The sequence below is a fragment of the Gordonia sp. NPDC003376 genome (assembly GCF_053589235.1).
In genome coordinates, this window is sequence record NZ_JBSFRM010000011.1 from 160985 (window position 1) to 174339 (window position 13355).

Annotated in this window: 9 protein-coding genes and 7 tRNA genes; 10 read left to right on the top strand and 6 right to left on the bottom strand. The window is 68.5% G+C overall.

What is annotated here, in order from left to right; genetic code table 11:
* Position 1: 1 nt before the first annotated feature.
* Together ACWDUA_RS13775 and ACWDUA_RS13780 are read right to left on the bottom strand one after the other, a co-directional pair.
* Positions 2 to 1105: a hypothetical protein gene (locus tag ACWDUA_RS13775; protein WP_449751562.1), complete on the bottom strand. Its 1104-nt coding sequence runs from the start codon at positions 1103 to 1105 to the stop codon at positions 2 to 4.
* A 94-nt stretch (positions 1106 to 1199) separates the two neighbouring features.
* A tRNA-Lys gene (locus tag ACWDUA_RS13780) sits at positions 1200 to 1275 on the bottom strand.
* A gap of 184 nt (positions 1276 to 1459) precedes the next feature.
* Here ACWDUA_RS13780 and ACWDUA_RS13785 point away from each other — a divergent pair.
* The 3 genes from ACWDUA_RS13785 to ACWDUA_RS13795 all read left to right on the top strand — a co-directional run bounded on the left by ACWDUA_RS13785 (position 1460) and on the right by ACWDUA_RS13795 (position 1751).
* Positions 1460 to 1532 (top strand) — tRNA-Glu (locus tag ACWDUA_RS13785).
* A gap of 37 nt (positions 1533 to 1569) precedes the next feature.
* Positions 1570 to 1646 (top strand) — tRNA-Asp (locus ACWDUA_RS13790).
* A 28-nt stretch (positions 1647 to 1674) separates the two neighbouring features.
* A tRNA-Phe gene (locus ACWDUA_RS13795) sits at positions 1675 to 1751 on the top strand.
* A 77-nt stretch (positions 1752 to 1828) separates the two neighbouring features.
* On the opposite strand, the gene ACWDUA_RS13800 is transcribed toward ACWDUA_RS13795, so the two are convergent.
* Positions 1829 to 3700, bottom strand: a complete 1872-nt coding sequence (locus tag ACWDUA_RS13800; RefSeq protein ID WP_449751563.1) for a DUF222 domain-containing protein — start codon at positions 3698 to 3700, stop codon at positions 1829 to 1831.
* A gap of 153 nt (positions 3701 to 3853) precedes the next feature.
* Between ACWDUA_RS13800 and ACWDUA_RS13805 the strand changes: the two genes are divergently transcribed.
* From ACWDUA_RS13805 to ACWDUA_RS13820, 4 genes are all read left to right on the top strand, one after another.
* Positions 3854 to 4930 carry a hypothetical protein gene (locus ACWDUA_RS13805; protein ID WP_449751564.1) on the top strand — a complete coding sequence of 359 codons (1077 nt, stop codon included), beginning with the start codon at positions 3854 to 3856 and terminating at the stop codon, positions 4928 to 4930.
* Between the two features lie 80 nt (positions 4931 to 5010).
* Positions 5011 to 5083 (top strand) — tRNA-Glu (locus ACWDUA_RS13810).
* Positions 5084 to 5118: 35 nt separating this feature from the next.
* A tRNA-Asp gene (locus ACWDUA_RS13815) sits at positions 5119 to 5195 on the top strand.
* 48 nt (positions 5196 to 5243) lie between these two features.
* A tRNA-Phe gene (locus tag ACWDUA_RS13820) sits at positions 5244 to 5317 on the top strand.
* A gap of 16 nt (positions 5318 to 5333) precedes the next feature.
* On the opposite strand, the gene ACWDUA_RS13825 is transcribed toward ACWDUA_RS13820, so the two are convergent.
* On the bottom strand, positions 5334 to 6242 hold the full coding sequence (locus ACWDUA_RS13825) for a cytochrome c oxidase assembly protein (protein WP_449751565.1): 909 nt from the start codon (positions 6240 to 6242) through the stop codon (positions 5334 to 5336).
* A gap of 138 nt (positions 6243 to 6380) precedes the next feature.
* Between ACWDUA_RS13825 and ACWDUA_RS13830 the strand changes: the two genes are divergently transcribed.
* Together ACWDUA_RS13830 and ACWDUA_RS13835 are read left to right on the top strand one after the other, a co-directional pair.
* Entirely contained in the window at positions 6381 to 7022 is a 642-nt protein-coding gene (locus ACWDUA_RS13830) for an NUDIX hydrolase (RefSeq protein ID WP_449751593.1), read from the top strand.
* Between the two features lie 125 nt (positions 7023 to 7147).
* Positions 7148 to 7699 (top strand): YceI family protein, encoded by a 552-nt coding sequence (locus tag ACWDUA_RS13835; protein ID WP_449751566.1) that lies wholly within the window; start codon positions 7148 to 7150, stop codon positions 7697 to 7699.
* A 143-nt stretch (positions 7700 to 7842) separates the two neighbouring features.
* Here ACWDUA_RS13835 and ACWDUA_RS13840 read toward each other — a convergent pair whose 3' ends face one another.
* Positions 7843 to 10239, bottom strand: a complete 2397-nt coding sequence (locus ACWDUA_RS13840; protein ID WP_449751567.1) for a LuxR C-terminal-related transcriptional regulator — start codon at positions 10237 to 10239, stop codon at positions 7843 to 7845.
* Between the two features lie 8 nt (positions 10240 to 10247).
* On the bottom strand, positions 10248 to 11963 hold the full coding sequence (locus tag ACWDUA_RS13845) for an Hsp70 family protein (protein ID WP_449751568.1): 1716 nt from the start codon (positions 11961 to 11963) through the stop codon (positions 10248 to 10250).
* A gap of 615 nt (positions 11964 to 12578) precedes the next feature.
* On the opposite strand from ACWDUA_RS13845, the gene ACWDUA_RS13850 reads away from it, so the two are divergent.
* Complete coding sequence (locus ACWDUA_RS13850; protein ID WP_449751569.1) at positions 12579 to 13301, top strand: IniB N-terminal domain-containing protein; 723 nt, start codon at positions 12579 to 12581, stop codon at positions 13299 to 13301.
* The last annotated feature ends 54 nt before the right edge of the window (positions 13302 to 13355 follow it).

Here is a 13355-nt window from a genome sequence, read left to right on the forward strand (position 1 = left end):
ATCACGGACGAAGCGCGCTGAACTCCTCGGTCGCCGGGGCGTCGTCGGACCGGTCGTCCGGGCCCTCGTCGGCCCCGGTCGCCGCGTCGTTCGACGTCGCGTCACCACGTCGCAGAACACGGCCGACGACGAGCATCAGGACCAGGACCAGAAAGGCCGAGCCGCCACCGACGAGCAGTGAGGTCGCCGTGCGGTCGGAGTTGTCGACCGCCACGACAGGCGCCGCGAGGACTCCCTGCTCCCCGGCCGGGGTGAGGTTGTCGGCGGCCGACTCGAGGTTGTTGGAGATCGAGTTGAGCACAGTGGTGAGCTGGCCGACACCCTTGCTGACCGAGTTCGCGGCCGCGACGGTGTCACCGCGGGCCGACGCGAGCTGCCCGAGCCCGGTGTTCAACTGTCGGGCGGCTTGCTGTGCCTGCGTCACGCCCTCGTCGAGGTGACCGCTCGCCTCGTCGACGGCATCGCCGAGGGTCTTCATCTCCTTCTTGAGGTCGTCGAGGTTTCCGAGCTGGTTCGCGATCTCCCGCGACGACGACTGCAGGGCGGTCAGGTTGGTGAGCAGATCGGCGCTGCCGGGGACCGTGTTCTTCTGCAGGAAGGTGATGACGGGGCTGACCAGCGAATCGAGTTGCCCCGCCGTCGAGGCCAGCGACTGCAGGTCGCCGATGCCATTCGACATCGCGACCGTCATGCTGCGCACGTCGCCGCCGGCGCCCGCGGTCCCGGGTGCGGAATCGAACGCCGACACGATCTGGCCGGACGCGGTGTGGGCGGTGTCGACGGCGTCGAAGATGCTGCCGGCGCCCTCCGAGATGCTCTTGATACTGCCGGTGGCGCTGCCGAGGGCCGACGTCATCAGCCCGAACATCATCGTGGCCGACGCCACGGACTCCCGTGCCGACTCGATCTGATCGGCCGAGGGATCCGCTGCAGAAGAGTGCTTGTCGGGGCTCACCGCGAGGAACGTGGCGCTACCGGCGATGATGCCGACGAGGACCACGGTGAGGAACAACGGCACGCCGCCGAACAGCTTCCGCATCACGGGACCGAGTGCCCGCGTGCGGCGGGACGGTTCGTTCTCGAGTCGGGGACTGTTCGGGGACATCGAGTTCCTTCCCGGCGATGACATGACTGCGGCCGGGCATCATCGACCCGGCCGGCGTCACCGTACCGGCAGCACCTGAGAACTTCTGGCTTCGTGGTGCCCCCACCAGGGCTCGAACCTGGGACCTGCGGATTAAAAGTCCGTAGCTCTACCAACTGAGCTATAGGGGCAGGTAAGCCCCGCCGGAGCGGAGCCGAACAGAGTTTACCCCGCCCGACGGCGCAGTCACGCAACCCCCACCCCGGGTATGTCGAATTGACCGAGATACCCCACTGACCTGCTGATTTGTGTTTTTGTCGCGCAGTGTCCTAATCTGATTCAGCTCCCAACGGAGCGCCTCCGACCGGAGAACCGGCCCCCTTCGTCTAGCGGCCTAGGACGCCGCCCTTTCAAGGCGGTAGCGCGGGTTCGAATCCCGTAGGGGGTACGCCTGAGCTCTCACGAGTTCGGACACAAATGAATATGGCCCTGTGGCGCAGTTGGTTAGCGCGCCGCCCTGTCACGGCGGAGGTCGCGGGTTCGAGTCCCGTCAGGGTCGCCAAGGTTTCGGTTCATGACCGGCACCGTTCGGCCAGGTAGCTCAGTTGGTACGAGCGTCCGCCTGAAAAGCGGAAGGTCGCCGGTTCGATCCCGGCTCTGGCCACCAAGAGACAACCCACCGGAAACGGTGGGTTTTTTCGTGTTCGGGCCCGATCCGAGAGTCACCGGCGGAGCCGACCGTCCTCAGAAGGGTGGGGCGGGTGAGTCCGCGTGGCCGGCGGGTGTCTGGTTGCGGGCACGGTTGCGTTGGCGTTCGAGTCGTCGGCGTCGGAGTTTGCGGGCCAGTCGATGTGTGTGGGACAGGTTCGGGTCCTGGTCCAGCACTCGCTCCCCGTCGGGTTTCAGATGTGTCCCCGGTGGGGCTGGTGGTGGGTCGTCGAACCGGTATCTCCTCAGGCCGGGGAAGAAATCTTCCATGGTCTCCGCGGGTCCGGGCAGGATCAGCCCTTCGGGGGTGGTGTAGTCGATGACCAGCCGGCCGGTGTGGGGGTCACGGTATTGATCATCGATCCACCCGGAATGGGTTTTGTGGAGATGATCGAACCGGCATTTCGGATTCAGCCCGATCGGGGTGGTCTGCCCACCCGCCGCCGGGTTGTGGTGATCGTATTCGGTGACGTGGTCGAGATCGGCATCGAATGAGCTTCGGGTGCACGCCACATCGGCACACGTGCCATAGGACAGACGCACGAATGTGTCGAGGGCTGCTGAGGGCCGATACGGATCGGAGGGCAGGGTCGGCGGCAACACCACATCCTCGGGCCGAACACCTGAGGGGACCAGTCGTGTGAACCGGGCATTCGGGTGGGAGGCGAGGTCCCGCACGAACTCCGGGGCGATGACACCTTTGCCGAACAGATACCCGGGTGCGGCACCGGCCGGCAGGTCCGAGGAACCGGTCGACGCCACAGTCGGTGGAACATCGGGTGTGACAATCGGATTCGCGGCCGTGTCGATGCCGGTCGGTCCCGCCTCGACTGCCGCGTCACGCTCGCGGCGTGCCGACTGATGGGTGTCATCAGGTGTGGGAGTGTCGTCGGGCTGCTCGGTGGCACCGGTCGCAGTGACGTCGAGATCGAGCTGCCGTTCAGAACTGTTGTCGCTGTGACCTTCCGGCTCAGGTTCGGGTCGGGGTCGGCCGGTGACGGTGTCGAGGTCGGCGACGGTGGCTTCGTTGGCCATCAGGTGGATGACGTACTGCACGTGTGGGATCGTCCCGGCTTCGGGGATCTCGGCGGGGCAGTCCTCCCGACCGCAGTCACACTCGAACTGGGTGCCCGACAGGAGTGCGAACATGGCATCGGATTTCCGGTTCTGCGAGGATCTCCCATCATGTGGGCACACGGTGTTCGCGAGGGTGTTGATCACGAGGCCGCATAGTTCGACGCGGTCGGCGGCCATGGTGCCGGCGATCTCCCCGGTCCCGTCATTGCTGAACGAGGTCCACACGCCACGTTTGTCCAGGCATCGTTCGCGGGCTTCACGGACGGCGTCACGGTCGTGGCGGAACACGACTCGGTCGGTCATGTCGGTGATGGTTTTCTTCGACCACAGTCGTCGGCGTCGGCGGATCAGCTCGGCGATCTCGGCGTCGACTTTGGGTGCTGATTCGCGACCGTGTACCAGCGCGGTCCGTGACACCACCACCTTCATCAACTCGGGGGTGATCCAGCCGTCCCGCAATACTTCCGCGACGTGAGGCAGGTGGTGGAGAACGGCGATGGATTCGTCCATGAGGAGTTCGGCGGCGCGTTGGGTGATGCCACGCACACGGGAGATCTTCTTGGCCAGATCGACGAACCCGGATGGTGCCCCGGCCACACCACGGTCGGCGTCGACGTGGCGGCCGATGAGTTCGATCACCGACCGGTAGGTCGTCCAGGCGAGGAACGATCGTCCTCGATCGATCTCGCGTAACCCGATCAACAAGTCGTTGGTGGAGGATTGTTCGGGTGTTTTCGGGTCGACCCCACCCAATAGATCGGCATTGTCAAATGGCAATTGCGGCCAGGTGGAATCGGTGAACGACAGTGATGTCGTGGGTGTGGTCGTCATCTGATCACCTCCCCCCGGAGTGCCTGTGACCTGCAGTAGAGAACTGTTGTTCGATTACAGGCCACGGTACACGAGCCCACCGACAAAACTCCGTCGTCACCGAATTTCCCCGACCCCTGTGGACAATTCCGGCAACGCGGCAATACTTCAGTCATGCCCGCGAGCCGTACCCCCGCCGTCACCCGCACCGTCAACGGGACATCGGCGGTCGAATGGTTCCTGATCTTCGCCGTCGCCACGATCCTGGTCACGCGCGGATATCTGGCGGCCACCGGCTATCCACAGGTCGGCGGCGGCACCCTGCACATCGCACACGCACTCTGGGGCGGTGCACTGATGATGCTGGCCCTGGTGGCCGGCTGGATGTTCCTCGGACCGACGGCCCGAGCCGTGACGATCTTGTTGGGCGGCATCGGATTCGGACTGTTCCTGGATGAGGTGGGCAAGTTCGTCACCAAGGACAACGACTATTTCTACGGCCCGGCTGCGGAGATCATGTACGTTCTCGTCCTACTGATCCTGGTGATCGGCAGAGCGGTTCGCGATCTCCGGAAGCCCTCGGCCGCAGAGGCATTGGCCAATGCCGCGGCCATCGCCGCCGACGGGCTCACGCATGGCCTCACCCCGCGCAGACGGACCCAGGCCATCCGATTACTCACGTACACAGACGAATACGACGTCGCCCCCGAGACCGTCGCGCACATCCGGGCACTGGTCGACGCCGCACCCGACACCCCCGACCGTCTGTTGCAGCTCCGTGAGCGATGCATCCGGGCGATCCCCGGCGTGTGCCGCAGCCCCAAACTGCTCACCCTCAGCGGCTGGCTGCTGGTGGCCGGATCGGCGGTCGCAGTGATCGTCGGCATCCTGCAGTGGACGCTCGACCCCGAGCGTCTCGCCGAGCTGAACATCACCCTGGAACTCGGCACCGACGACACCACCGGATGGATCCTGTTCCTCAGCGGCGCGCTGACCCTTCCGCTGGCACTGCCGGCCATGATCGCACGCAACCGCACCACCGCGGTGTGGCCGCTGCGGTCACTGCGGATCGGGGCGATCGTCTACACCTTCACCAACGCACTCGTCGACTTCGCGACCGACGGCTTCGGGGCGATCATCGGCCTGACGATTGGCGCGATCACCCTCGCGGTGATCTCGTACCACCTGGTGGAGCGCGAGACCGCCAACGCGACCCCAGATGCCGCCGAAGCCCCGGTTCCATCCCTCTGACCAGGCGATTTACGTTTTGGGCCGGATGTGTCCTACGCTAGTGCAGCTCCCATGCGGATAGCTTCCGCGTGTGAGACCAGGCCCCCTTCGTCTAGCGGCCTAGGACGCCGCCCTCTCAAGGCGGTAACGCGGGTTCAAATCCCGTAGGGGGTACGCCTGAACTCTCACGAGTTCGGACAACAGAATATGGCCCTGTGGCGCAGTTGGTTAGCGCGCCGCCCTGTCACGGCGGAGGTCGCGGGTTCGAGTCCCGTCAGGGTCGCCATCTCGGCGTCGGTCCGGTGCGCGTCAGCGCATCGGACCGATGTCGTCCGGCCAGGTAGCTCAGTTGGTACGAGCGTCCGCCTGAAAAGCGGAAGGTCGCCGGTTCGATCCCGGCCCTGGCCACCTCCTCCTCGACCACTCACCGGAACCGCTCACGCAATTCGGGATGGTCCTGCCACCACAGCGTCGGAGCCGGCGCGTCGTCATCCTGCACCGACTCCTCTTCCCGGGCGTCGGCCAGCTCTTCCACCTGGCGTTCCTCCGACCGGAACCGCGAGAACACGACGAGCAGGAACGGTAGCCCGATCACATCGCCCAGAATCCACAGGATGCCCGCCCCGACGGTCTGGTCCGTACGGATCGACGGCCCCCACGTGCGGTGGAGGGCCTCGTAATACGACGCGGCGACGATCGACCCCTGCCACAGCACGACGCCGAGCACGCCGTCGCCGATGGTCTCCGCGAGCGAGAGCAGCAGCGTCAGCCATTGCGGGTACCGACGCGGCACCGGATCGAGCTGGAGGCGGGCATAGAAGTAACCGAGCCCACAGAGCACGAGCAGCAGTCGCGTCAGGGTGTCGAGCACATCGGACCGCAGCATCGCCGGATACCAGCCCGTGAGGTAGATCAGCCACGGCGTCACGATCACCCCCGCCGAGGTCACCACCGGTGACGCCAGTACCCGCGCGGTCCGGGTGTCGAGCGCCGCGTCCACCCGCGACTGCCCGCGTGAACCCAGGGCCGCGCGCACCACCGTCACCGGCATGGACAGGGCCAGACAGAACGGCACCACGAGCAGCACCAGGACCACCTGCAGGGCCCGCACCCAGAACAGGGTGTCGGCGTAGACGCCGATGAAGCTGCAGGCCGACACCAGCCACACCACCCCACCGGCGAGACCGGGCACCGCCCGCGTACGAGGAAGCCCCGAACGTCGCAGACAGACCAGATAGGCCCCGACGGCGAGGACGACCACCGGAACCGTCACCACATCGACCCGCCAGGAGGTCAGCACCGCATCGAGGTCGAGCGGCGGAGTCGAACTCATCCCTCGAGTATGCACTTCTCGGAACATGGTGGTCTGCAACTGATTTCGCCGATAGAGGATATCCGCGACATATCGCGCAGACCCCACCTGGCCGCGGTGACCACCCACGTGTCGGAGCGCCATGGTGAACTGGAGGACATGGTCCGCCTCGAGCGCAGCGTCGCCACCGAACGCCTCACCACCTTCGACCGCCGCGCGGTATCGACGAGCGGCACCGCCGCGGCTGTCACCCTCGTGATCGTCGAGCAGGACGAACAACAGGGCATCTGGCTGATGCGCCGGCCGATGGGTATGCGGCGCCATGCGGCACAGTTCGCCCTGCCCGGCGGGCGCCTCGATCCCGGGGAGGACCAGATCGACGCCGCCCTGCGCGAACTACACGAGGAGATGGGCATCCTGCTCGACGCAGACACCGTGCTGGGCCGCCTCGACGACTACGCCACCCGGTCGGGCTACGTGATCACCCCGGTCGTGTGCTGGGCCGGACGGGCACCCGAACCCACGCCCAATCCCGACGAGGTGTCGGAGTGGTACTTCATCCCCTTCGAGGATCTGCTGGCCGAACCTCGGTTCATCTCGATCCCCGAGTCACCGCGGCCGGTGATCCAGATGCCGATCCCCGGCGTACGTCGCGATCCGGCCGACACCTCGCCGAGCGGGCGCACCTCCCTGGTCCATGCCCCGACCGGTGCCATTCTCTACCAGTTCGCCGAGGTCGTCCTGCAGGGCCGGGACACCCGCGTCGACGGTTTCGAGCAGCCGGTTTTCGCCTGGTCATGAAAACTACCGAGAAAATACTTCCACATCGGGAATGAAATCGGACCGCAGTCCGCTTATAGTGGTGATGGGTCGAGGAGCGGCCCACCAGACCTCAGCAGAAAATCGCAGAGCGTAGGAGCACCCCAATGAGCACCACCACCGTCACCGCACCGATCGCCGCCGGCACCTGGACCATCGACCCGGTCCACTCGGCCGTCGCATTCTCCGTTAAGCACCTGATGGTCAGCAAGGTCCGCGGCAAGTTCGACACCTTCAGCGGCGTCATCACCGTCGCCGAGGACGGCACCCCGTCGGTGCAGGCCGAGATCGACGTCCGCTCGCTCACCACCGGCAACGACCAGCGCGATGCCCACATCCGTTCGGCAGACTTCTTCGACGCCGACCAGTTCCCGACCGCCACCTTCGTCTCCACCTCGGTGGCCGCGAAGGGTGACGACTACGTCCTCACCGGCGACTTCACCCTGCACGGCGTGACCAAGTCGGTGGATCTGAAGCTCGAGTTCAACGGCGTCAACCCGGGTATGGGCAACGGCCCGGTCGCGGGCTTCGAGGCCGGCACCGTGCTCAGCCGCAAGGACTTCGGCATCGACATCGAGATGCCGCTCGAGGGCGGTGGCGTCGTGGTGGGCGACAAGATCACCATCACCCTCGAGATCGAGGCCGGCCAGGGCGCCTGATCAGGCCCCTCATGCCGGTGGTCGGACCACGACGAGTGAGCCGACCACACACGGGATCGGTACCGCATAACCCCGCGCGGTACCGGTCCCGTTTCTCGTCCCGGCCGGCCGCGTAGCACATCGCACCCAGGCGCCCGGTCCACTCAGGCGCTCAGCTCGTCCCCCAGCTTCATCGCACGGAGCATCGCCAGCATCTCCGCCCGGCTCTGCGCGCCGATGCGCTGACGGATCCGGGCCACATGATGCTCGACGGTCTTCGCGGAGATGAACAGCCGCTCGCCGATCCCCTTGTAGGTGATCCCCGACAGCAACAGCGCCGCCACCTCACGCTCCCGTTCGCTGAGGACGGCCACCGACGACCTCCGCTCGGCTTCGGTGGCGTCTTCGGCGATCGGTTGTCGATAGGTGCGCAGCGAGCGCGCCACCTGCAACATCGCGGCTCCCACCCGCGGATCGTCGGCGCTCAATGCGGCCTGTCCGGCCAGCCGTGCCCCGTCCCACGTGTACCCGTACTCGTCGAGGGTCCGCGCGGCCTCCTCCACCTGATCCGGGTCGACGTCCCCACCGAGGACGTTGACCCACACCCGGCCCGCCCGGGCCAACACCGCGGCCTGCGGATCGGCCCGGCCCGACTCGGCCAGCGCGCGTGCGTGGGGAACCAGATCGGTGGGAGACCGACCGGCGATCGCCGCGTGCACGCCGTACCAGTGCACCGCCGCCGACCACTGCGGCGCGTCGCCGATCCCGGTGAGCACCGCGGTGATCCGCTCGACGGTGGGCAACATCTCGTCGAGCTTCCCCAGCTGAGCTGCGGCGACCCACAACTCGCCGACGAACAACAATCCGAACAGGTCCGCGGTGTACTCGCCGAGCGGATCGACCGCCGCATCCCACGCCGCCCGCAGTGTCCCGGCGTCGCCCGTGCGGCGCGCCACCGCGACCCGCAGTGCTGCGACGCCGAGAACGTCGCGCTGTCCCATGTGTGCATGGCCGGAGCCCTCCTGCGCCATGGCTTCGACCTCCCGCGCCGCCACGGCGACGTCTCCCTCGAAGAGGGTCACCCACGCGAGCAGGATCCGACGGCGCAATCGGTGCATCGGCGGCAGCGCATCGGCAGGCGTCCGCGACAACACCGTCCGCGCCCTCGACGCCTGGCCACGGTGCAGGGCGAGGATCGCTGCGGTGGCCGCGGCGGTATCGGCACACAGCCGCGTCGACGAGCAATCCCGCTCCAGCGCGGCCGCACAGATCAGCGTGTGGAGTGCGGCGGCATCGGTCCGGGCGAAGGACTCGGCGAGCCCCCGCGCGGTCATCGCCTCGACCTGTGCGGCCAGCCTGGGCGTGACGGCCTGGTCGTCGGCGCCGTCGCCGAGCCCGCGGACGCGCCGCGCGTCACCCGAGGTGGCGTCGACGATGGCCCAGGTCAAAGACCATCCGGCCGGCGAGGCCGGTCCGTGTCCGTCGACGGACTCGGCAAGCCACGCGTACAGACGTGCCGCACGCGGTGCATCACCACGCACGATGGCGATCACCGACGCCACCTCCACCGACCGCACGCTCTGCGCGCGATCGATCCGCCCCCAGAGCGCATCGATGGTCTCGGTGGCGGTCCGCAGGTCGCCGGCCAGAACCTGCAGTCGCACTCCCTCGAGCCGGCTGTCCACCGACCGGTCCACGCCGTCGGAGGAGAGTTGCACCGCCAACCGGTCCGACACACCGCCGGCACCGGCCAGCAGATCACGCAGGGCCACCTCGATGTCACGGACGCGGGTCCGCCCCAGTACCGCGATCGCCTGTCGATGGACCTCGGCCGCGAAAGCGTCCGGGCCCCCGACGAATCCGGAGCATCGGACGGCATCCAGCAGTTCCGCGGCACGTTCGGCGTCGACGCCCAGGGTGGCGCAGACCTCGGTCGCCCCGATGGGTACGTCGAGTGTCGCCAGCGCGAGCACCGCGACCTCGACCGGATCCATCTCGTACAGCCGCTCACGGATCTCGCCGCTCGTCACCGCCCCGAGCGCCTGCACGTCGACGCCGGCCCGCAGGGCGGCAACCGCGGCCGCCACCAGACACTGCCGGCCCGCGGTCCGCGTGTGCACCGTCGCGGCCACCCGACGGTCGGTGATCCCGACTTCCGCCGACAGCTCCGCCTCGATCTCCGCAGGTGTCAGAGGCGCCAACCGAATCGGTGGATACTCCCGGGTCAGGGCCGCCAGCACGGGCCGCAACGCGGCACGGTGCCGGGTGGGGCGAGCGGCCGCCACGACGACATGCGCGCCCCCGTCGACGATGCCCGCGACGGCGTCGAGTTCCCGTTCGGCGAGCAGGTCCAGATCGTCGACGACGAGGGCATCACAATCCACGAGGGGCACGCCGGTGTGTGTCGCGACGCGCAGGCCCGCGTTGCGCAGAGCCTTCCGCACCTGCGACAACAACGAACTCTTGCCGGAGCCGGCGACGCCGAGAACCGCGACGGCCCGCGGCTGCCCCGAATCCTCCGACAGCACCGACAGCAGCTCGGCACCCTGCTCGGTCAACATGAGAATCCTTATCCGGCACCGGGATTCGGTGCCGCTGTGGGTGCTCCACCGTTGCCCGCGCCGCCGCCGGTGGGGATGGGCTCGGTGATGACCGGAGGCGGCTCCGACGTCACGCTCACGCTCGGTTCGGTCTCCGACGGCTCGGTGGTGTGGGTGGTGGCGGTCTCGGTCGGGACCTGCTGGTTGCCGACCTGCGGTTCCTGTCCCACCTCGGGGGCGGTGGCCGCAGGCGTGGTCTCGGTGGTCGTCGTGCTCGCCTCGGTACTCGTGGTGACCTTCGCCGGAGGTGCGGAACCGCCCCCGTCATCGTGGGTCACCGCCCAGACCGTCCCGGCGGACAAGGCCAGGACGACCGCCGTGCCGGCGACGATGAGTGCGCGCCGCCGATGTCCGCCGCCCCTGTCGGGTTCACCCTCGTCGTCGCCGCCGCTGTCGTGGTGGTCGGTGAAGCTGAGCACCGGACGACGTGGCCCGCTGTCGGGGGGAGGCCCACCGCCGCTGCGCGGCCCGTCCCCGGCGGGCGACTGCACCGACATCATCCCGCTGCGCGCATCGGTGGGTATGGGAGCTCCCCCCGGCGGGGTCGGCGTCGGTGGGCGGCCCATACCCGACGCCGGCATCACGCCACTGCGCGGCTGCACCGGCATCACGCCACTGCGCGGCTGCACCGGGATCGCACCGCTGCGCGGCTGCAGCGGAACAGGCGACGCGGGCTGTGCGGCCCGGGCCCCGGCCGCACCGGCGAGACCCGCGGCCGCCACGCCCGCCGCACCGGCCGTCCCCCGCCCCGACGCGGTGTCGGGGACACCACGCACCGGGATGTCCGTCGACCCCCGGGGGGCGGGCATCGCCGGCGCCGACCGCCCCGCGATCCGCGCGGCCCCGCGGGCCACGGTCGACGCCGGATCACGCTCGGTGAGCACCGGCACATGGAACTCACCGGACAGTTGCTGCGTGAGCAGCCCGATCGACGCGCCACCACCGATGGCCGCGATCGCGGTGAGGTCCGTCGTCGCCCGCCCCGCCCGATCGACCGCTTCGCGGATGGCCGGTCCCAGCCGGGACAACGGGTCGGCCAGGAGGTCCTCGAACTCGGTTCGGGTGATCCGGACGTCGCCGCGGTACACCGGCAGGTCGACGTCGACCATCGTCACGGTGGCGCGCGAGAGCTCCTCCTTGGCCGCCCGGCACCGCCTGCGCAGGGCGGTCAACGCAGCGGTGAGATTGGCGTCCGGATTGGCCAGGACGGCCGGGTCGTCGACCACCTCCGACAGCACGAACCGCATCACCGCGTGGTCGAGATCGTCCCCACTCGGCTCGTCGACCCGCACGATGTCGCCGAGCACCGTGCCGGCAGCCGGGTCGGTGACCGCGACCGACGTGCCCGACGCCCCGGAGTCGACCACGGCGACCAGTCCGGTGTGCGGCATGTCGGCGAGGGTGCCCAGCTGTGCGAGCGCACAGGTGAGGTCCGACTCCAGATGCACGTCCGCCCGGACCCCCGCCTCGGGCAACGCACCCCGCAGGGCGTCGACGGCCTGCGGGTTCCAGTGCGCCGGATATCCGACGACGACCGGCGGCGACTGTGCGAAGTGCGGCGCGACGGCCCGCATCACGCTCGCCACCGCGGTCGCCGTGAGGACCTCGGGTCGGTGGGCGGAACCGTCGGGCGCGGTGAGCGGCACCGGGTCGCCGACCCGCTCGATGAATCCGGAGAGCGTCACGCCACCGCGAGTGGATCTCGAATTCTCTTCTGGTGTACCGACTTCGGGTTTCTGATTGGGTATCGAGGTGAGTACCGCCGAATGCCGGGTGATCACCTCGACCTGCGGTGGGAAGGTACACGCACGCAGGTTGCGTGTACCCAACGAGATCCCAAGGGCTGTCGCGACCATCGATCCGTCTCTTTTCGTGCTGAACCGCTCCGGGGCTCACACCCCGGATCGTGATGGCGGGTCGACGCTCCCGTAGAACCGGCCCGTGGCCGTTCCGACGCGATCGATGATCGGTCTCGCCGGGCGACCTGAATCGAGTGAAGGCGTCCCCGGCGCCGGATACGCGAGTAGTGGACTACTCGAATCCCTTGGGGGTTCCCCGCACATCCCCCACCGCGAACACTGCGGGTGCGGCGTTCGGCGGACCGGGGATCCCCTACGCATACCGAAAGCGTACTAGGCACAGGCCCCTAGTGGACAGCATCCGGGGTTCGGGCACATACCCGTGATCGGGGGTCGGCAGCCGGGCTACCCTCGGACTGAGACCGCCGTCCGGAGGAGTTCGGACGCCCACGCCCGGCCCGCGACGAGCCGGCCGCGACATCAGCGGAGAGGGGAGAGACCGTGCCCGCCAACGCCTTGCTGCAGTTCGTCACGGCGCTGGCGCACGACCCCGACGCGGCGGCGGCCTTTGCCGACGATCCGGAGCGGGCGCTCGCCGCCGCCGACCTCCACGGGGTGTCGGTCGCCGACATCGAGAGCCTGCTCCCGATGGCGAGCGGCAGCGCACCACCCCCCGGGACCGCCGAGCCGGCGCCCACCGACATCTGGTCGGGAAGCTCCGTGGCACATGCTTTCGACGCCCTCGACGACGTGTCGTTCCCGAACGCCCTGCACGACCCGAACTCCCTGCACGACCCGAACTCCCTGCACGACCCGGGCCCTCTGCACACCGACGCCGCGTACGGCCATGATCTCGACATCGCGCACCTTCCGACCGCCGACGGTCCCGACCTGTCCTTCGACAGTTCACCCGGCGTCGGCGCCGATCTGACCGGCCAGGTCGTCCCCGACACTCCCTCGTTCGATCAGCCCGGTTTCGACCACCCGGCATTCGATCAGCCCGGTTTCGATCACGTCGCCACCGGTCTCGACAGCCACGGTCTCGACGGCTCGGGTCTCGACGGCTCGGGTCTCGACGGTCCGCATGTCGACCCCGGCGCACCGGACGGCTCCGACCCCGACCAGCCGGGGACCGACATCTCCGGCCACGCGCACGGGCTCGACGCGGACTTCGGCGAGAACGATTCCGCCGGGTCACTTTTCGATTCGCTCCCAGACCTCTGATCCCACCGACCCAGGGAATGGGGGACCGATCGGCGCACGGCCGCCGATCCCCCA

Excerpts from the sequence above, each read along its gene's own strand:
- ACWDUA_RS13775 (WP_449751562.1), bottom strand. The coding sequence starts at position 1,105 with ATGTCCCCGAACAGTCCCCGACTCGAGAACGAACCGTCCCGCCGCACG.
- ACWDUA_RS13800 (WP_449751563.1), bottom strand. The coding sequence starts at position 3,700 with ATGACGACCACACCCACGACATCACTGTCGTTCACCGATTCCACCTGG.
- ACWDUA_RS13805 (WP_449751564.1), top strand. The coding sequence starts at position 3,854 with ATGCCCGCGAGCCGTACCCCCGCCGTCACCCGCACCGTCAACGGGACA.
- ACWDUA_RS13825 (WP_449751565.1), bottom strand. The coding sequence starts at position 6,242 with ATGAGTTCGACTCCGCCGCTCGACCTCGATGCGGTGCTGACCTCCTGG.
- ACWDUA_RS13830 (WP_449751593.1), top strand. The coding sequence starts at position 6,381 with ATGGTCCGCCTCGAGCGCAGCGTCGCCACCGAACGCCTCACCACCTTC.
- ACWDUA_RS13835 (WP_449751566.1), top strand. The coding sequence starts at position 7,148 with ATGAGCACCACCACCGTCACCGCACCGATCGCCGCCGGCACCTGGACC.
- ACWDUA_RS13840 (WP_449751567.1), bottom strand. The coding sequence starts at position 10,239 with ATGTTGACCGAGCAGGGTGCCGAGCTGCTGTCGGTGCTGTCGGAGGAT.